The following is a 20,942-nucleotide window of genomic DNA, read 5'->3' as shown; positions in this document are numbered from 1 at the left end:
GCTATCTTTTAGTTAGGGTTGCATCAGAATTTAATATAGTACTCGCTACTATGGCATTCGCTGCCACCAAAGACTGATCAGCATCTTTCGAAATCTGATACTGCCCGGTGCTTAACCAACCTTTTGCTTTCTCGGGGCTGTTTTTAAATTTATTTTGCTCCATTTTTTGCAATTGTACTAATAAATTTATCTCTTTAACAGAAGGTTTTCTGCCGGTCAGTTTTCTATAGGCTTCAATAATGGCGTCCTGCCTATTGGCTGTTTTGCACATCTGTTCACCAATTACTTTGGCTGCTTCCATAAAAGTAGGGTCATTAAGCGTTACTAAAGCCTGAAGAGGCGTATTGGTTTTTTGTCTGCGAACTACACAAAAGCTACGCGAAGTAGCATCAAAAGTAGAAAGGGTCGGATTAGGAACTGACCGCTTCGCGATAATATATAAGCTCCTTCGATACATTGCTTCACCCGAATCCGGCTTATAATTGGCGCTGTTAATTTCCCATAGTCCATCCGGCTGGTAAGGCTTGACACTCTTGCCGCCTATTTTCTTATTGATTAATCCACTGGCCACCAGGGCATTGTCTCTTATCATTTCTGCTGTCATCCTAAAAACAGGCCCATGCGTTAACAGGCGGTTTTCAGGATCTTTTTCTCTCCGTTCTTTTGTTGATTTTGAATTCTGCCTATAAGTGGCCGACATCACAATCAACTTATTGATGCTCTTCATATTCCAACCCGATTCTCTGAATTCAACCGCCAGCCAATCCAGCAATTGGGGATGGCTAGGTAATTCTCCCTGATTCCCGAAATCTTCAGTGGTTTTCACCAGACCAACCCCAAAGAAATTCTGCCAGAAACGATTAACCGCCACTCTTGCCGTGAGCGGGTTATCTTTATGCGTAAGCCATTGTGCCAGACCATACCTGTTTTTTGGCAGATCAGCAGGGAATTTAAGGATGAAATCAGGAGTATCCGGGAACACCTCTTCGCCTAAAGCATCATAGTTACCTCTTTTCAAGACAAATGCCTTTTTGCGTTCAGGCATTTCCTGCATCACCATGATTTCTTTTAATTTCGACATCGTATCAGTCAACGCAGTTCTTGTCAGTTTCAAATCAGCTTGCGCCTTTAAGATATTAGGCGAGATAGCAGAAAGGTAATATTCCTTTAACTCTCCTGTTGTTATATTTTCCCATTTAGCTTTTTCGGCCAGTATTTTAAGCTCAAATGGTGTCAAAACCCGGTCGTATACTACAATATCATCAACCTTTCCCTTCGTAAATCCGAAACCCCGCCACCAGGCTCCTATTTGCAAGCCCGGTTGAACCGAAGCATTCAGCAAAATCTCTTTGGTGAGTTGATCCATGGTAGTTGTCATCAATAATTCGCTTCCATTTTGATATAACCTGAAGCCACCGGCTTTTGAAGAGCCATCATAAGTCATGGTGAGTTGTATCCAGGTTGCACGCATAACAGGCTGTTTTGAAATTCTGGTAATAGCATTTGAAGGCGCTGTATGCGCCATACTGAGCTCAAGCCTGTCATTTTTCAGATACAGATGAAATCCTCTGAAATTATATAGCCTTTCTGCCTGACTTTTATGAATAATTACTCCCTCTTTCAAATCTTTTGGTATGTATACCCACACCCCTATGCTAAAAGGTTCTGATTTTCTGAACACTCCTATTCCATTTAGGTCCAGATAATTATCTCCATCCATCAGCATCGACTTACCGCTCCCTCTTTTCTCAAAAACAGGTTTATCGCCATTTGCTCCCGATTCCCGTTTCATATTTCCCTCCTGCTTCCGGTCGATTACGTTTTTTAATGTGCCGTCATCAAAAGTATACCAGGCCACTAAACCTGCTTGTGGTATTTTTTCTCCGATTAGTTTCTTAAGTGCAGTCGCTTTTACCCAGGTATCAAAATCTGCATTGCCCGCTTCTTTAGCTTTTCCGATAGCATTCTCCTGCTGTTTTATGCGGTTATTAATAAAATGAATAATTTGCTCTTGCTCTTGGGTAGGTAGCATCAATGTTGGTGTAGGCAATGCGTCGTCCCACGAAATCTGCCCGGCTTCTTTTACATTATTAAAAAAACTGAAAACCTCGTAATAGTTTTTCTGCGAAATAGGGTCATACTTATGATCATGGCATTTGGCACAGCTAAGCGACAACCCTAAGAATGCATCTCCGAAAGTGTTGGTGCGGTCAACCACGTATTCGGTCTGAAATTCTTCTTCTATAATGCCGCCCTCCATATTTTGCTGATGGTTACGATTAAAGGCAGTGGCGATAATCTTATCTTTTGTAGGCTGCGGCATCAGGTCGCCTGCCAGTTGTTGATGCACAAACTGCTCATAAGACATGTTTTTGTTAAAAGCATTGATTACCCAATCGCGATACGGCGACATATCTCTTAATCGGTCAACAGTATAGCCATGCGAATCAGCAAAGCGAGCCAGGTCTAACCAGTCTACGGCCATTTTCTCTCCGTAATGTGGCGATGCCAATAGTCTATCAACCTGCTTTTCATAAGCCCCGGGACTATTATCCTTTAGAAAAGCGTCTATTTCCTGTATGGTTGGTGGCAGGCCCGTCAGGTCAAGTGATACCCTTCGTAGCAGTAATTCCTTATCTGCTTCTTCAGAAGGTTGTAGTTTTTCTTCTTCAATTTTTGATAAAATAAAATTATCGATCGGGTTCCTTACCCATTCCTCATTTCTTACGTCAGGTAAGTCTGATTTCTTTGGTTTTACAAATGCCCAGTGAGGCTGATATACGGCTCCCTCTTCAATCCACTTAATTAAAACTGCTTTTTCTCTGGCGCTTAATTTCAGGTGTGAATCAGGAGTAGGCATTACATAATTTACATCCTTTGATAAGATTCTATGGTAAACCTCACTGTTTTCAAGACTGCCCGGGTCTATTGCCGCTTTGCCAGAGTTTTCATCAAGGGTTGCATAGGCAAACGCTGCAAAATCAAGTCTGAGCCCCGCTTTTTGCTTGGCTTTATCTGGCCCATGACAAGCAAAGCATTTATCAGAAAGAATAGGTTTTACATGAAGATTATAATCTAGTTCATCGGGTAGTTCATTATAAGCCAAAGACACGTCTTCCGGCAACTCAGACTTGCAGGAAAACAATAACAGATTAACTGATAATACCAAAATTAAAGATAGGTAGGGTATCTTCATGGTAATGATAAGGTTGAAATTACAAATATAGAATTAAGCACATAAATACATAGGTTTAATGTCATTAAACTCTCATGTAATCAGGTTGCCAGTTCTTAATTGTTTTTTTGATTTCGTCGGGAGACAGATTCTTATTAAATGCCTGTTGTACTAAATCCGGTAGTTCATCGTCTGATGCAAATCTTAATGCCTGTATTTGTCTAAGTGAAAGTTTATGTTCCATTAATTCAAGGCGCTTGTGGGTTAACACATAATAACGAAAGCGCATTTCTAACCTGACCGTTCTATCCTGATTCATCAATGCATAGTGCTGGCGTAACATCAATGAAAGCAAGGCAATTAAGACACACACGATGCTAAAGGCTATCCAAATCAGTTGTTGCTCCGGGTATCTTATGCTGAAATAAATACTCAGACCTATACAAAAAAATAAAACCGGATAAAAAACAAAATGGTGTGGAACATAGTACCTGACATGATTTTTATAATTCTGCTGCTGCATAAGTTTATCAATAATTTAAAAAGATGCTTAAAACTCCATACCAAAGACAAAAAAGGAGTATTTAACCAAACCTAGTTTGAATAAATACTCCTTGCGTTGAATTAAATACTACCCTTAGTGCATTTGGAACAATTTGAGTATCAGCGAATAAATTCGCTGTCTATTTAAACAAAGGTTTTTCTTACTAATAGCCGACTTTAGTCGGCATAAGAAAATAAAACACTTCCTTTGTTAGGATAGCCGCCGAATTTATTCGGTGAAAATAGTAATACTTGAAATTAGGCGTAGAAAATGCACTAAAGATTAAATACTATTAAAACTTAATTACTTCCCGGTAAGCCGGTTTGGGTTTATGGTTCTCATCGAACAACAGAGGATAATCTTTTCTGCCCGGGAAAGGGAATGAATCCAGCCAGGTTGATTTATCAGATAGATTCCAGAACGTAACGCCTGTCAGATGCCCTTTGTGTTTACGAAAAACATCGAAGAGCATCTTATAATGTTCGGTTTGCTTTTGCTGAATTTCAGTTGGAAACGTTGTGATATCGGTTGGTCGTTTTTCTCTTCGTTCGTGTTCTTTCCGGTAGACAGAAACATCCAGTTCGGTTATCTGCACCTGTAGTCCCAACGACGCAAACTTACTGATAGATTCATCCAGCTCCTGTGCCGTAGGTTCATACACCGACCAATGGCCTTGTAAACCTACGCCATGAATCGGTACGCCTTTGTCTTTCAGTTTTTTGACTAATTGATAAATCCGCTCACGTTTGGAGGCATTTTCAGTGTTGTAGTCATTATAGAATAAAAGTGCATTTGGGTCGGCAGCATGCGCAAATTCAAAGGCTTTTTCAATGTATTCTTCTCCTATTATTTCATAGAATTTTGTTTTCCGGTAGATATCGTCTCCTCTGTCAGGCACTGCTTCGTTGACCAAGTCCCAGGCATAGAGTTTACCCTTATACCGGCTCACCACATCTGTTATGTGCTGCTTCAGACGGGCCAGCAATTCTTCTTTGGTAACAGTCTGTCCGTCCTTGGTAAAAAACCATTGAGGTGTCTGGTTATGCCAGCAAAGCGTATGGCCACGCATTTTCAGCCCATGCTTTTGTGCAAAGTCTACAATCTTATCAGCAGGTTCCCAGTTGTAGCGATTTTCCTCCGGATGAATCGGCCCCATTTTCATTGCATTCTCAGGCGTCATGCTATTGAAATGCTGCAGAATCAGGTTTGATTCAGGGCCGGGGTTCATCATTCTTGGATTCACCGCCACACCAATCAGGAAATAGTCTTTATAGTAATCTTTCAGACCTTTGGTTTCCTGTGCCTGCAAAGATGCTAATCCAAGAAAGGCTGACAATACGGTTGTTAAGATAACTTTCATAGTTCTGATGTTTAAAAGAGTGGGATAAATCGGATGTTATTTGTATGGATTGATGGTCTGGATAGTTCCATCGGCATTATATTTCAGCTCTGTAACTTTTATATTGCGCAAATGGGTTTTACCAGAAAGCTGCACATCATGGTAGAACAAATACCATTTGCCCTTGAACTCCACAATGGAATGGTGGTTTGTCCAACCCTCTACCGGATTCAATACTACTCCTTTATAAGTGAATGGGCCATAAGGATTGTCGCCTATGGCATAACAGATAAAATGGGTGTCGCCGGTTGAATACGAGAAATAGTACTTGCCTTTATATTTATGTACCCAGGCGGCCTCAAAGAACCGCTTATCGTTGTTGCCTTCGGTTAGCAATTTGCCGTTTTCGTCTAAAATCTGTACGTCTTTAGCTGACTCTGCCAGGCTTAGCATATTATTGCTTAGTTTCGCAATTTTCGGTAAAAATGCTTCTTCTTTGGCTGTTCTCAACTTACCGTTGGCATCGTATGAGCCACCGGCCCAGCGTTGCAACTGACCACCCCATATACCGCCGAAATACATATAATAGCTTCCATCGGTATCATGAAACACGCTTGGATCTATACTGAAAGTGCCGGCTATCGGGTCTTTCTCTGCTTTGAAAGGTCCCTCAGGCTTTTTGCTGGTAGCTACTCCTATTCTGAAAACATCGTCCTTGTCTTTCACCGGAAAATACAAATAGTAGGTGCCGTTTTTATAGGCCGCATCCGGTGCCCATAGTTGCCGCCCTGCCCAGGGAATATCCTTAATGTCTAAAGCCACTCCGTGGTCGGTAATTTTGCCCGTCGGACTATCCATCGAAAAAATATGATAGTCTTTCATATCAAAATGGCTCCCGTTATCATCCTGCTTTACACCCGACTCAATATCATGCGACGGATATATGTAAATTTTACCCTTGAATACGTGTGCTGATGGGTCTGCTGTATAAATATGGCTTACCAATGGCTGTAAAATGGGTTGTTTTTTGCTTTGTGCATGGCTTACTGTCACTACAGCAGACAGGGCCAACAACGCCAACATTTTTTGCTTAAGGCTATACATTTGTTCAGATTTTAAAGTATATTATCTATTGCAATTATCAGAAACCTATTGAATTTCCGCCGTCCACAGGTAATGAGACACCCGTAATGTATCGGGCCGCTTCTGAGGCCAGGAACACTGCCGCCCAACCAATATCATCCGGTTTCCCGAATTTACCCATAGGTGTTCTTCCCAATGCCCTGTTCATTCTGTCGGGGTCACTACCCATGGCTGTTTGCATCATGGCGGTTTCTATAAAACCCGGCGCAATGGCATTGACACGCACATTGAACTTTGAAAACTCTGAGGCCAATACTTTAACCATTCCCTCTACCCCTGACTTTGAAGCTGCATAAGCCACTACTCTGTCGATACCATAATAGGCTGCCATCGACGAAATCATAAGGATAGAGCCGCTACGGCGTTCAATCATACGGCTGGCACAAGCACGTGTAAGGGCAAATACCGCGTTCAGATTGGTGTGAACAATTCTGCCGAAATCATCATCAGAAACTTCCAATGCAGGTTTTTTCATGTTGATTCCTGCATTATTAACCAGAATATCTATCAGGCCAATATTTGTTTCAATATATTCAACAAGCCCCTCGAGAGAGTTCAATTCGGTCACATCATTCACTACATACAATGCAGAACTGCCCAGCGCCTCAACCGATTCTCTGAGCGCATGTTCCCTGCGGCCTGTAATAACTACTTTCGCACCGGCCGATATCATACACTGTGCAATATCAAACCCTATGCCGCTTCCGCCACCTGTTATCAATGCCAGTTTATTTTCTAAAGAAAACACGTTTTTTTTCACTGAGGCGGTTTCCACGCCATTTATATTTTGTTCTGTTGTCATCTTAAGTGGTATATTTCTACAAGTTTTTTAACTTCGTCCAATGTGCGGGTTGGTGGTACCAAAGGCGCGGGAATCGGCATTTTGGTATAATCAATAAAATATAACACACAGGCATCCCGCCACCATAATGCTTCTTTTTCCTGTAATTTCAGTCGTCCCTTTACATTCTCAAAGGTTTCTTTATCAATCTGCGGCTTCATACTTTCCCAGTCAGTTTGTAGTTTTCTTACCTGCTCTACCCCATCATAATATCTGAAACACAGTTCATTCCACAGCGTTCGGCCGGTGCTTAGTTTCTTTGTCCAGGGTATATGATGAAACCATAGCAGATAATCCAGAGAACACTTTTCAGGATCACCCCATTCCTGCTGCACTTCCGTATGATAAAGGCTCAAAGCATTGCTTACTTTTCCTGTCCGGTCAAATCCTAAACCGATAGAATCAGCCCGGTGATAATAGACCGAAGTCCAATCCGGTCGACCACTTTTAGCCAGCCAGGGTTCCGGACCATAATGATGCCCTTCTCCCATCATGTGTGCAGTGCCCAAAGGATAAGTATAGCTGATATAAACCGGCAAGGATTTCATCATCATGTCTCTGATTTTACTCTGCGCTGCTTTGTTTGAGGTCAAAGTCATGGCTATCCACTCGAAAGCAATTTGCTCTGAGCTAAGGGTATGATCCCAGGCCAAACGACCGAACGCATACCAGTTAGCCTGATTGAACGGATGGGCGGTCCAGTTCACATCAGACCCCGTATTGGCTACTCCGGCCATTAATGAGTTCTGATGCCCTTCAAGGCTTCCATCAATTACTTTAGCAACTGTTGAGCCTTTACCTTTGGCATAGGTATCACTATCCAGGCATTCTTTAAACATCGGCGCCAGGTAAGTCAGGTGAGTAGATTGCCCGAGGTACTCCTGGGTAATCTGAAATTCCATGCCCAGTGTAGTTTTAGGAAACGCTCCGAACATAGGATGAAATGGCTCACGCGGCATAAAATCGATAGGCCCATTTTTTACCTGCACAATTACCTTTGGGTCAAAAGTACCTTCAAGCGGTTTGAATTGATCATAAGCCTCTTTGAATCGATCGCCGTTAGGATCTGCTTTGTAGACGAATGCCCGCCAGATAACCACTCCACTGAAAGGCTTCATGGCTTCTGCCAGCATATTGGCACCATCGGCATGGGTACGTCCGTAATCCTGCGGGCCTGGCTCGCCTTCTGAATTGGCTTTAACCAGAAAACCACCGAAATCAGGTATGTACCTGTGTATCTCTTTTGTTTTTTCGTTCCACCAGTTTCTTACTTCGGGATCAAGCGGGTCAGAGGTTTTGAGGCCACCCAGTGTACGCGGCGACCGGAAATTGACTGATATAAACACTTTGATACCATAAGGACGGAGTACATCAGCCACCGCTTTTATTTTTTCCAGATATTCTGCCGTAAGGAATCTTGAACTGGCATTCACGTTATTGATTGATGCCGCATTAATACCTATAGAAGCATTGGCACGCGCATACTGAATGTATCTTGGGTCAATTCTGAATGGCAGTTCAGTCCATTTCCACATCGATGAACCTGCGTAGCCTCGCTCAACGGTACCATTGGCGTTGTCCCAATGGTTGAGCATTCTTATCTTTACTTTCGGATTACTTACGATATTCAGGTTTTGCAGACTTTGCCCGGTTTGAATATACCGCAACAATTCAAAAGCTCCATATAACACACCAGCCTGATTCTTTGCCCTTATTATGATGTTCCCTTTTTGGGTGCTGATAGCAAATCCGTCATTTACCAGCTTTTCAACCTCACTGCCGGCAGACTTTACTTCCAGTATAATACCACCTGTCTTTCCGCCAGTATTTTTTACAACCGCCACTTTTTTCCCTAAGAGGCCTTCAAAACCCATTTGCAATTCAGCGGCTGCCGTACTCACAACAGGAGAATCATGATTTACCACAACAAACTTCGTTGAAACGATATAGGTCGCTCGGAGGCCGGAATCTTTCAATAAATCATATTTCAGCCAAAGCCGGGAACCATCATCTGCTTTGGAAGCAAAAGAAACGAATAGTAAAAATATATAGAGTTGTTTCAACATAGTTATCAATTTTTTGCCCTTATTTGTTGTTTTACTTCACCGGCAATTATGCTTTTTTCTGTATTCCGGTCAATGCTGCTCTTTTATCAGGTGTGTTTTTCGTATTTTCCGAAACACTGTTTAAAAATGCTATCGTGACTTTATCTCCTTCAAACACACAAGTCAGCTTATCACCATGCACGGCTTCCACAAATTTCTCATTCAATTGTAAAGTATTGTCATTAAGCCAGGTAGCTGTACCGGCAATTTTTGAAGGCATATGCGTTCGATTCGGAACAGCAAATATATTTTTGGTTGAATTGTCGTTCACAACCCAGTCAGACCAACCGAATTTGAGTGCAGTAGTCCGGCTATCAGTAGTCAGTTTCAGAATACAGGCATCTTTTGTAAACTGAAAACCAAGTTCTTTTACTCCATAAGGATTGGCTTCTGCCTCAAAAACTTTGCCTATATACTTATTAGCTAAAGGCGAAACTGCAGAGACTTTTGGAACACTCAAGGAAAGATTCTTGATATCATTCTTTAAAGCCGCTAATTCAGCTGCATTCTCTGGTAAAACAGCATTGCTCATAGCAGGCAATAAGGTCTGGTATGCTACATTCATTGTTTTTTGCAGATCCCAGCTTTCAGAAGTCATTACCAGCACGGCATCCTGCTCGGGCATTACCATACAAAACTGTCCGAAGGCGCCGTCACCTCTATAGAAGCCGGGCTTACAACGCCAGAACTGATACCCATAGCCTTGCGACCAGTCGCTGTCTCCTTTATTAGAAGTAGTTTGTTTGCTGGTAGCTTCTTCAATCCAGGCTTCCGGCAATAGTTGTTTGCCATTCCATTTACCCTTTTGCAGATAAAATTGTCCGAACCGGGCAATATCTTCTGTTTTTACTCTCAGGCCAAATCCGGCCGTATTTAAACCCTGCGGTGAGGTTTCCCAGTCATAGCCTTCAATACCTAATGGCTGGAATAATCTTGGTGCCAGATATTTTTCAAGTGTCTGCCCTGTTACCTTATGCACTATGGCTCCCAGCATATAGGTAGCGCCGGTGTTATAAAGAAAGAACGAACCGGGTTCATGCTCAACGGGCTGAGCCAGAAAAGTCTTTGTCCAGGTCTGATTACCAAACTCGCGTAATTTGGGCATGGTATCAACATCATGACCGGTGTTCATAGTAAGCAGATGCTTTATTTTCATTGCTTTCAGGTTATCGCTCGGGTTGGCAGGCGCTTCATCAGCAAAAAAAGAAATGACTTTATCTTCAACCGATATTTTGCCTTCACTTACCAGAAAACCTATGGCAGTGCTGGTAAAACTCTTCGATAAAGAATATAAAGTATGCTTATAAGACGCATCAAAAGGTTTCCACCAGCCTTCGGCTACTACATTGCCATGCCTGAGCAACATGAAACTGTGCCATTCTAAACCCGATTCTTTCACCGCCTTGAGGAAATCCCGGATACCTTTACTTGATACCCCTTGAGATTCAGGTGTTTTACGAGGTAAAGCCTTATTGGTCTCTGCTGCCAGCAACAGATGTGGAGGCAAAGTGGCAAGAAGCGAGACCGCCCCTACCTGCCTGATGAAATTTCGTCTTGAAGGAGTCATAAAGGTTAATATCGGTTGAATATGCTTATTACAAGTTAATTGATTTCTCAATGGCCATTTCCAGACCACGTAATTCTGCCAGACCTTTTAATCTTCCTATGGCTGAATAACCGGGATACGTTTTCTTGTTCAGATCGTCTAATATCTGGTGCCCATGATCGGGTCGCATCGGAATATCCCAGTCTGCCCGGCCTTCTGCTTTTCTTCTGCCGGTTTCTTTAACTACGGCTTTCACCACTGCATACATATCCACATCACCATTCAGGTGCGCTGCTTCATGGAAATTCAGTGGATTTTCTTCGCGTCTCGTAGTTCTCAAATGCAGAAAATGTATTCTGTCGCCAAACCTTTCCACCATTCCGGCCAGGTCATTATCTTCTCTTATGCCCAAGGAACCAGTGCAGAAAGTAACACCGTTATTTCTGATATCGCAGGCAGCCATCAGTTGTTTTAAATCGTTCTCAGTACTTACTACCCTCGGCAAGCCTAGCAATGGTTTCGGAGGATCATCCGGATGAATACACAGGTTAATGCCTACTTCCTGTGCCACAGGTGCAATCTGCTGTATGAAATAATAGAGGTTCTGTCTTAACTCCTGCTCACCAATGTGCTTATAATTATTCAGCAGCCCCTGAAAAGTAGCCAGATCGAAGGCTTCTTCTGACCCGGGTAGACCCAATAAAACTGTATTGGTAAGTATATCCAGTTCTTCTGCCGACATACTGTTCATTTTGTGCAATGCCCGTATCTGCACTTCGGCTGTATAGTCTTTATCAGCACCGGGGCGTTTCAGAATATACAAATCAAAGATGGCGAAGTCTTCCCATACAAATCGCAAGGCCTTGCCGCCATCGGGCATTTCATAGCTCAGATTGGTTCGCGACCAATCGAGCACCGGCATAAAATTGTAACAAACGGTTTTGATACCACATTGTGCCAGATTCCGCAGTGATATTTTATAGTTCTCAATTAACTCTTCCCGCAATGGCAGCCCCTTTTTAATAGCTTCATGCACGGGCAGGCTCTCTACAACCAGCCATTGTAAAGGGACATACTGCTGATTGTCCGCTTCAATTATTCTTTTTCGTTCTTCAATAGCTTCAACCGACCATATTTCACCGACCGGAATCTGATGCAAAGCCGTAACAACACCTGTACAACCTGCCTGACGGATATCCATCAACGAAACAGGATCATTCGGCCCGAACCAACGCATGGTGTGAATCATACTTAATCTGATTTTCTTTAATTTGTATCTGTTGTAAAAGGTGAAGCCGGAAGCCCCTCCTTGTTATATAAATTGGCATTGTCCGGGTTATCAGCCCAGGCGTATCGCACCGTGACGGGTTCAGCTACAGTATCACTCCATACTTCAACCTTACTGCCCCGGATTCTCGCCTTAGCCCAAACAAACTTTTTATCTGTGCCTGCAATGGCAAAATGTTTCAGTTCACTATTCCCTTTCACAATTAAACCGCTGCCGATATTTGTAAAACCAAGCACAATTTTATTCTTCCTGATTTCCATTGACTGGTACATCGGGCCTGAAGACACCACTGTATTATCATTATAAGCTATTTTTTGAGCGGCTAAGGCCAGCCTTTTGCCAACTGTTTCTTTGTTTAGCGGATGGATATCATTCCACTCTCCGGCATCTATTGCCACTGCCATTCCGGTTTTGGGTACGTTTAGTGTTTGTCTTTGTGCGTCCCGCAATTCAGCCCACTGGCTTTCAGACGGTTGTTCTGTTACTTCCATGAAATTGGCCAGTTGCACAAACAGAAACGGGAAATCACCTTGTTTCCATTTTCGTCGCCAGTTTTCAATCATGGTTGTAAAAAGAGCTCTGTAATCAGAAGGGTCATCTGTATTAGATTCACCCTGATACCATATCACACCTTTGATACCATAGTTGACCAAAGGGGCAATCATGCCATTATACAATCCGGTGGGTTTGTATTGAAAAAAAGTGGTAGCTTCTAAAGGCTCTTGTTTAGCACCTAATTTATATTGCCATATGCCTTTCAAATCAATCACTTCTTCACCTACCCTGATTTCATAGGTTTTATCCTTTATAAAGCCTCCCTTTCCAGATGTATTGATAACCCTTGCCACAATCACATTCTTGCCCGGTTTCAATAAATCTTTGGGTATTTCGTACCTTCTGGGAGGGTATTGATAACCAATGCTACCTACAAACCTGCCATTTACATATACCGAGTCACTATCAACAATCCGGCCCAAAAAGAATTTTGCCGGTTTACCGGTCATAGATGGCGGTACCTCAATTTCTTTCCTGAACCAGACTACACCGTTGGTATTTTTCAGTCCCTGATTCTCCCAGAAATCCGGTAGTTTCATGGTAGACCAATCGGCGGCATCATACTCATTTTCAAACCATTTGCTGGTACCCTTCATGCCTTCATCGTTCCTGCGAAGCCGTGTGTACCACTCATTGTTAACAGCCGACTCTTGTTTTCTGATGCGATTGACATAGCTGCTGTCTTTCACCTGCGCCAATGTCGACAAATGATCTGGAAAGGCTTTAAATGCCTCTTCACTGACCCAGGCCTCTACCGGAGTACCTCCCACACTTGCATTAATGAGCCCGATCGGAACCTGATATTTTTCGAAGAGTTGTTTAGCAAAAAAATAACCTGTGGCGGTGAATCGCAGGATGTTTTCAGGAGTGGCGGCTTCCCATTTGCCGGTCTGAAAATCTTCCTGAGGTCTGTTAAAATCGTATCGGGTTTGAATAAAGAAATGCCGGATCAGCGGGTTATTGGTTTTGGCAATTACATCGGCATATTTTTCCTTCACACGCTCCATGGGCAATACCATATTAGATTGACCGGAACACAGCCACACTTCACCTGAAAGAATATTGTTTATTTCGATCCGGTTTTGTCCATTCACAAGCATTTTGTAAGGGCCACCAGCTTGTGGAGTGGTGATGCTTGTCTGCCATTTGCCGTCAGTGCCTGTAACAGTAGCATAGACCTGATCGTTAAACTGAATGGTTACTGCTTCTCCGGCATTTGCCCAACCCCATATTTTTATTGTTGATTTTTGCTGCAACACCATGCCATCACTTATCAGGCGCGGAAGCCTTACTTCAGCAAAGGATTGTTTTCCGTATAAAACAAGAAAGATATATATTAACCGTATGAGAGACCTCATATGCTATTCAGGGCTTTTGCTGTAATCCATTTCTTAAAAATGAGGGTGGTGAAAATCACCACCCGACATCTGTCAAAAAAAATGTATGAATATAAAATTAGGTTCCATAAACAGCCACAACCGTGGTAATGCCGCTATAAAGTTAAATGATGTATACTACAAATAATGCAATTGCAAAGGGTATGGCACTACATATACCTTATTGATTATGGGTGAATAATATGTCATTTTTTGTATAAAAAAAAGATTATAGTGTCTAATTTTAATACATTACCACTATACAACTATCGGATTCGTTTTCGGAAACGTTTCCGATATATCAAAAAACAAACTATATTTACCTGACGGTAAGCTGATTCTGCAACTTTGCCGGGTAAAGACCAACGAAGACACCTTAACGCCCATATTGAAAAAATCTAATTTAATGAATGCATGCCCTACATGTGAAAATACAGAAACCATTGTCAGATCAGGTTTTCTCCGTGGCAAACAGCGGCTCTATTGCAAGAACTGTAACCTGTATTTTACAATTGCGCCGCCAAATCACACGCCTCCAAAGAAACCGCATCAAACTACTATTATTGATGTTGCCAGGGTATTAGGAATATCTCCTTCTACGGTATCCCGGGCCTTGAATAACAGTTCTGAAATCAATGAAAACACACGGCAGGAAATTCTGCGGGTGGCTAATGAGATGGACTACCGTCCCAATTTTCTGGCACAAAGCCTGAACCGCGGTGAAACCCACACCATAGGTGTGATTATACCCGACATACAACGGCCCTTCTTTGCCGGAGTAGTTGCCGGTATACAGAAAGTAGCCACCGAGGCCGGGTATAGGGTGATGATTTGCCAGTCGAATGAATCTCACCCGACCGAAACGCTGAATGTGCAGGCTTTGGTGGCGAGCCGTGTTGACGGTTTGCTGATAAGTCATTCTAAAGAAACCAATTCGTTTGAACACGTAAAACTGCAACTAAAAAAAGGTGTACCGATTGTACATTTCGACAGGGTCTGCAATGAGTTGGATACAGCAAAAGTGATACAGGAAGATTTTCAGGGCAGTTTTACTTTGGTTGAACACCTTATTTCGCAAGGATATAAAAGAATAGCCGTATTGGCAGGCCCTGAAGATTTACTGATTAGTAAAACCCGGATTGATGGTTATAAAGCAGCCTTGGAAAAACATGGTATTGCGTTTGATGAAAGCCTTGTCTATCACGGCAATTTTAGTCCTGACGAATCAGCTAAGGCCCTTAATTTCTGGATGGATTTACCCCACAGGCCGGATGGTATTTTTACTGTGCATTATGCCAATGGCATTGAACTGATAATGGATTTGAAACGAAGAAATATCAGGATACCCGAAGAAATGGGAATTGTAGCATTTGGTGATGAGTTAATCGCTTCTTTGATAGAACCATCACTTACGGTATTTCATCAGTTTCCGTTTACCATAGGCGAAACAGCAGCAGGCATACTGATTGAAAATATTATTAATAAAGCCGGTTTTGAGCCTTATACCAAAGTGATAAAAGGAGAACTGATAGTCAGGAAATCTTCACAGCGGCTTTAAATCCGGACTCAGACATAAGTCTTGGTGCCAGCATAATTCTCTCTGAACTCTTTAGGCGTGCAGGCATGCTTTTTCTTAAAAATACGATTAAAATAAGACAAGTTATTGAATCCGCATCTGAAAGAAACCTCTGCGATGGTATAGGTAGTATCAATTAAAAAACGGGACGCATGCCCCAAACGGATATCGTTCAGGCTGTCGACAAAAGTTTTACCCGTCCGCTTTTTTATAAACCGACTGAAACTTACTTCGGCCATATTCACAACTCTGGCAATATCGGCCAGCGAAATATCTTTGTCATAATTAGCCCGCATAAACTCAAACGCTCTTTCAATGCGCCTGCTGTGGAAATTCACATTCTCACTCACAAAAGTACTGCTGGTGAGCAATCGTATATTTTTTGTAATTGATAAGGCATGCAAGATAGAGATTAGCTCCAATACAGAATCAAAACCGCTCTTCTGGCTCAGGGCCATTAATCTCGGCCGGATCTCGAGAATCGTCTCTGCCGGAAAGGAAATACCTCTTACTGAACGTTCAAACAAAGAACGGATAAAGCTTAGTTGATTTCTCTGCAAAAATTTATCATCAAACAGGTCTTTATGAAACTGTATCGTGATTTCGTGAATATTCTTTTTGTCGGATTGATACCCTGACCAGCTATGCGGGATATTCGAACCGACCAATACCAACTCCAGTTGATCGATTAATTCGATGTTATCGCCCACAATACGCTTGGCACCTTTGGCATTTTCTATAAAAGTGAGCTCAAACTCTTCATGAAAATGAATAGGGAAGTCGAAATTACTTTTATGTCTGTCAAAAACCATGAAACAATCATTCGGCGTCAATGGTGTAATTTCATGATATATATTACTCATTTGCTCTTTATCAGATATTTTTAATGTTCAGGCAACGCAAAAATATCTCTTTATCAGAATATTCATAGAAATTGTTTCAATTTTAATATTAGCCATGGGGTTCATAATTAACAGGTATCATATCCCCAGCTCTTTCATAAACGCATCACGATAATTGCTTCCGATGGGTAGCTCATGGTGATCAATAAAAACCCGGTTGCCTTCAATATGGGTAATTTTACTTTTATTGATAATAAAAGAACGATGAATACGAAGAAATTGAGATTTAGGCAGCAGTTCTTCAAAGCTTGAGAATGTCATGGCAGGCAAAAGCGTATAAAGCGTCGTGTTGATTTTGGTGTAATTACCCTGTGCCTCAGCAAAAATCAATTCATCAAATTGTACTTTGAATATTTTACCATCGGCCTTAATAAAAAAATGGCCCTCGGTTTTTGTAGTGCCTGCATTGGTTAATGACAGCGCAGTTTTTTGCAGCCGGTCTAAAGCCTTGTCGACAGCAATAATAAAACGTTCTAAAGAAAAGGGTTTCAACAGATAATCGCAGGCAGATAAATCAAAAGCATCTACAGCATATTCCTTGTAAGCAGTTGTGAATATTACCTGAGGTTGTGACCGAAGAGTTTTCAGAAAAGCAATGCCATCCAGCAGAGGCATGTTAATATCCAGAAACAGGATGTCAATCTTCTGCTGCTGTAGTATACTCTTGGCATCGAGCGCATTCCCACAGGAAGCGATCACCTCCAATGCCGACAAGTGCCCGCAATAGGTTTTTACAATTTCCCGGGCGATGGGTTCATCATCCACTATCAGACAATTGATTTTATGCATGCTATTTCAATTTCAATTGCAGCCGCAAAGCATAGGAATCTTCATTGTTATCTATTTCTATTATATGCTTTTTGGGGTACAACAGCTCCAATCGTTTCAGAACGTTTGCCAAACCGAAGCCGCTGTTTTTATCAAAGGTACTTTTTTCTTTCAATTTATTCTGCGAGTTTTTTACAGAAAAAAGAACGTATGAACCCCATATTTTTAAAGAAATCTCAATATGTATCTGTTGCTCGGCAGAATTCTTAGAATGCTTAAAGGCATTTTCAACAAAAACAATCAATAGCATGGGAGCAATTTTAAAATCGGCATTCCGGGGCTCTTCCAAGTCCGTTTTTAGTAGTAACCTATCTCCTATTCTTATTTTCTCAAACTCTATGTAATTGTTAATATAGCTCAGCTCTTCATTTAAAGGCACAAATAATTCTTTTGTTTCATACACCGAATACCTTAGCAATTCAGACAGTTTTAATAACAATGCCGGTATTTTCTCGTGCTCGGTAATAGACAAGCCATACAGATTATTCAGTGTATTGAACAAGAAATGCGGACTGAGTTGCGATTGAAGCAGATATAATTCGCTCTGGCTATGTTGTGCTTCTGCCTTGGCTTCGTAGAGTTGTCGGTGCGCCGATATCCTGACCAGCTTAACTAATATACCAATAGCCAGGCTCAGTATAAAAAAAGGCACACTGAAGAACAGCATGTTTAGAAAAAACCTGTCTAATTTAGAAGTAAACTGCGCTACAAAAAAGACTACACCAACGCAGAGCAGTATCAAAAGCGGCAGAAGGAAAAAAGGCAATTTAGGAATCGGCTTGTTTTTAGGCACCCACAAAATTGCCAGGTAACGCCCGATCGCAATGCCTGCCAGAAAATATAAAGTTATGAGGAGAGCTACTTTTTCCTGATCTTTATATAGAACGTCTTCGGTATAAGAATTGACAAAAATAAAAACCGGAATACTCAGCAAGATTGCTCCTGCCAGATAACTCATGTTTCTACCAAAAGTATTTTTTTCAGAATTATTAACTGCTGACTGCATATGCACCTCTATTTTAGGCTAAATCTGGGAAAAGGATAAAAACCGGAAAACTTTATCTGACGAAACTCTGAAAAACAAGGACATACACCACCATTGTTATTACCAATTCATTTATCAGCCATAAAACTCATTCTGTCAGTAAAAATACAATATATGTCATAATTATTTTAAGGTGTAATGCGGCTGTTCAATATTTGAAAAAATTACTGAAAAAGCAATCAATTAAAATAATGAAAAGCATGAAATTACTTCTCTACATCTTTGCTTCTGTTTTTACCTCAATTGTCTCTTTTGCACAAACTCCCACTAAAAGTATCAGCGGGACAGTGAAAGATACGCAAAACGAACCTGTGCCGGGTGCTACCATCAAGTTAGTGAGAATCCCGGACTCTACCCAAGTGCAGGGTAAAATAGCCAATGCCAACGGTAAATTTGAATTTACTCATTTAGAGAGCGGCACTTATGCCCTGATGATTTCAGCCATTGGTAACCGGCCATATAAAAGTGTAAGTATTACTTTAGACAATAGCCGGCCGGCTATTGTGTTGCCGGTTATTATCTTATTACCGGCCAAAAATATCAATCTGAAAGCGGTAACTGTTACAGCCAAAAAACCTTTGGTAGAACAGGAAATTGATAGGACAGTAATTAACGTTGAGTCAATGGCCAGTGCAGCTACCAGTAATACGCTGGAGGTGCTGGAAAAAACCCCGGGCGTAACGATTGATAATAACGGCGAAATCAGTCTGAATGGCAAAAATGGAGTGCTCGTGCTCATTGAGGGCAGGCCGACTTATATGTCCGGAGAAGATTTGGCCGCTTATCTTAAGTCTCTGCCCGGTGGCGCTTTAGATAGAATTGAATTGATGACCAACCCGCCTGCCCGCTACGATGCCAACGGAAATTCTATCATTAATATCAGACTGAAACGAAACAAAGTGCAGGGTTTTAACGGAAGTCTGAATTTAAGTTATAATCAGGGTACAACGGGCAGAAGCTATGATGCCTTGAATATTAACTTCATGAAGAAAAAAATCAATATTTTCGGAAACCTGTCTTATAACAGAGATGCGAACTATTCTGATGAGTTTTCTGACAGAACTTTAACAAATAGCGAAGGCAACACGTTGGCAACTATAAATGTAGAAAACAGATACCGGAACTCAAGCGATGCCATTTCCGGTAGATTCGGGATGGATTTTACGCTATCTCCCAAAACCATTCTTGGTTTTAACCTCAATCTTAATACCCGCCCAAGACAAGGAAGACTAGACTATGTAAACAAAACCTACGATGTTTCATCAACTCCTGACTCGGTCAGCAAAGGATATACCGATGGAACTTTCAGCTGGATACAGACAGGCGCTAACGTTAATTTTCAGCATAAATTCGATAACAAAGGCCGCGAACTAAGCGCCGACCTCAATTATATAAGCTATAATACGGATGGCGAACAAATAATGCCCAACTTTATTTATTCTTCTGATGGTACCCTGATAAGAGATTATGAATTTCTATATCGTTTACCGTCAGACAAGCATATCTACACAGCTAAAGTTGATTACACTCACCCGTTTAAAAACAAGGTCAAATTTGAAACCGGAATCAAAACCAGTTTTGTAGAAGACGACAATCTGTCTCAATATTTTAATGTGATCGACGAAGGAAATATTATCGATAACCGGCAGTCCAACCATTTTATCTATAAAGAGAACATTAATGCAGCGTACGTAAATACACAGAAGGACTGGAAAAGATGGGGAATGCAATTAGGACTCAGGTTAGAAAACACGCAGTTATCTGGCAATCAGTTAGGTAATGCAGAAGTAGCTCAGATGTATTTCAGCAGGAGCTATATAGGTCTATTTCCAACAGCATTTGTTAATTACAAATTAGATAGCACGGGGAAACATACACTTAATCTGAATTATGCAAGCCGGATTAACAGGCCTAATTATCAACAATTAAATCCGTTTGTTTTTTACAGAGACAGTTACTCTTACTCGTCTGGCAACCCATATCTCAATCCTACCTACAACTACCGCTTTGAGCTTTCGTACAGATATAAACGATTCCTTAGTGTAATGCTTCAATATGACCAGCTAAAGGATAATATTTTTGAGGCAACAGAAGCGGTAGAAGATATTTTTATCAGAAAGCCCACTAATATGGCCAATGGATATTTAATAGGTCTTATCACTAACCTGAATCTGTCTCCAACCAAATGGTGGACCTTTAATCTTAATACGGGTGTCGGCAGGTTTTTTAATGAAGGACAAGTCGGTTCAGAAAAAATCAGAACCATTATGTATTCTGCAAGGGCCAATTTATTCTCTCAGTTCAAACTCAAGAAAGACTGGGGTGCTGAACTGAGTGGTAATTATATCTCAAAAATGAATGTCTGGCAGCGAATAGTTGAGCCCAGATACCGGCTGAATGCAGCAGTGCAAAAGAAAATCTTAAAAGGCAAAGGCAATCTGAAATTCAGTATTGAAGACATTTTCCATACCGGCTTTCAGAAATCAACCATCATTGGCTTAAAACAGGCTACCTCTTATACTTTCAATATTCAGGACACCCGCAGAGTCGGCATTAGCTTTAATTATAATTTCGGAAAAGAAACTTTTGCCCGCAAACGTCGACACAACGATAATGCCGCTGATTCAGAAAAAGACCGCGTGGAGTAACCCGTATCTCTATATCTCTTTCCCCGGGGTG

14 protein-coding genes are annotated in these 20,942 nt (G+C 41.5%); 2 read left to right on the top strand and 12 right to left on the bottom strand.

All coding sequences use genetic code 11. The features are described from left to right. Position 1: 1 nt before the first annotated feature. The 9 genes from AC1RRY_RS09010 to AC1RRY_RS08970 all read right to left on the bottom strand — a co-directional run bounded on the left by AC1RRY_RS09010 (position 2) and on the right by AC1RRY_RS08970 (position 13,894). Entirely contained in the window at positions 2 to 3,196 is a 3,195-nt protein-coding gene (locus tag AC1RRY_RS09010) for a DUF1553 domain-containing protein (protein ID WP_492816280.1), read from the bottom strand. 64 nt (positions 3,197 to 3,260) lie between these two features. After that, positions 3,261 to 3,698 (bottom strand): DUF6526 family protein, encoded by a 438-nt coding sequence (locus AC1RRY_RS09005; RefSeq protein ID WP_492816282.1) that lies wholly within the window; start codon positions 3,696 to 3,698, stop codon positions 3,261 to 3,263. Positions 3,699 to 4,011: 313 nt separating this feature from the next. Continuing rightward, complete coding sequence (locus AC1RRY_RS09000) at positions 4,012 to 5,079, bottom strand: endo-1,4-beta-xylanase (protein ID WP_492816284.1); 1,068 nt, start codon at positions 5,077 to 5,079, stop codon at positions 4,012 to 4,014. 36 nt (positions 5,080 to 5,115) lie between these two features. Beyond that, complete coding sequence (locus AC1RRY_RS08995; protein ID WP_492816286.1) at positions 5,116 to 6,162, bottom strand: glycoside hydrolase family 43 protein; 1,047 nt, start codon at positions 6,160 to 6,162, stop codon at positions 5,116 to 5,118. A 37-nt stretch (positions 6,163 to 6,199) separates the two neighbouring features. Further along, positions 6,200 to 7,003 (bottom strand): SDR family NAD(P)-dependent oxidoreductase, encoded by an 804-nt coding sequence (locus AC1RRY_RS08990; RefSeq protein WP_492816288.1) that lies wholly within the window; start codon positions 7,001 to 7,003, stop codon positions 6,200 to 6,202. Next, positions 7,000 to 9,108, bottom strand: coding sequence for an alpha-glucuronidase family glycosyl hydrolase (locus tag AC1RRY_RS08985; RefSeq protein ID WP_492816290.1), 2,109 nt, complete (start codon positions 9,106 to 9,108; stop codon positions 7,000 to 7,002). Before AC1RRY_RS08985 ends, AC1RRY_RS08990 begins: the two co-directional genes overlap by 4 nt. 46 nt (positions 9,109 to 9,154) lie before the next feature. Beyond that, positions 9,155 to 10,714 carry a serine hydrolase domain-containing protein gene (locus AC1RRY_RS08980; RefSeq protein ID WP_492816292.1) on the bottom strand — a complete coding sequence of 520 codons (1,560 nt, stop codon included), beginning with the start codon at positions 10,712 to 10,714 and terminating at the stop codon, positions 9,155 to 9,157. Between the two features lie 28 nt (positions 10,715 to 10,742). Continuing rightward, positions 10,743 to 11,942, bottom strand: a complete 1,200-nt coding sequence (gene uxuA, locus AC1RRY_RS08975; RefSeq protein WP_492816294.1) for a mannonate dehydratase — start codon at positions 11,940 to 11,942, stop codon at positions 10,743 to 10,745. Positions 11,943 to 11,959: 17 nt separating this feature from the next. After that, positions 11,960 to 13,894 (bottom strand): sialate O-acetylesterase, encoded by a 1,935-nt coding sequence (locus AC1RRY_RS08970; RefSeq protein WP_492816296.1) that lies wholly within the window; start codon positions 13,892 to 13,894, stop codon positions 11,960 to 11,962. A gap of 424 nt (positions 13,895 to 14,318) precedes the next feature. Between AC1RRY_RS08970 and AC1RRY_RS08965 the strand changes: the two genes are divergently transcribed. Next, the gene (locus tag AC1RRY_RS08965; protein WP_492816298.1) at positions 14,319 to 15,470 is read left to right on the top strand and encodes a LacI family DNA-binding transcriptional regulator; all 1,152 of its coding nucleotides are present in this window, start codon (positions 14,319 to 14,321) and stop codon (positions 15,468 to 15,470) included. Between the two features lie 8 nt (positions 15,471 to 15,478). Here the strand turns inward: AC1RRY_RS08965 and AC1RRY_RS08960 are convergent, their stop codons facing one another. From AC1RRY_RS08960 to AC1RRY_RS08950, 3 genes are all read right to left on the bottom strand, one after another. Then, positions 15,479 to 16,351, bottom strand: a complete 873-nt coding sequence (locus AC1RRY_RS08960; protein WP_492816300.1) for a helix-turn-helix domain-containing protein — start codon at positions 16,349 to 16,351, stop codon at positions 15,479 to 15,481. A 117-nt stretch (positions 16,352 to 16,468) separates the two neighbouring features. Then, positions 16,469 to 17,179 carry a LytR/AlgR family response regulator transcription factor gene (locus tag AC1RRY_RS08955; protein WP_492816302.1) on the bottom strand — a complete coding sequence of 237 codons (711 nt, stop codon included), beginning with the start codon at positions 17,177 to 17,179 and terminating at the stop codon, positions 16,469 to 16,471. A 1-nt stretch (position 17,180) separates the two neighbouring features. Continuing rightward, on the bottom strand, positions 17,181 to 18,224 hold the full coding sequence (locus AC1RRY_RS08950) for a sensor histidine kinase (protein ID WP_492816304.1): 1,044 nt from the start codon (positions 18,222 to 18,224) through the stop codon (positions 17,181 to 17,183). Between the two features lie 239 nt (positions 18,225 to 18,463). Between AC1RRY_RS08950 and AC1RRY_RS08945 the strand changes: the two genes are divergently transcribed. Beyond that, positions 18,464 to 20,911 (top strand): outer membrane beta-barrel protein, encoded by a 2,448-nt coding sequence (locus tag AC1RRY_RS08945; RefSeq protein ID WP_492816306.1) that lies wholly within the window; start codon positions 18,464 to 18,466, stop codon positions 20,909 to 20,911. Positions 20,912 to 20,942 lie beyond the last annotated feature (31 nt).

The sequence above is a fragment of the Emticicia sp. GW821-FHT11C11 genome (assembly GCF_058808615.1).
The sequence above is the reverse complement of the archived record's forward strand: the minus strand, read 5'-3'. Positions and strand labels throughout refer to the sequence as shown.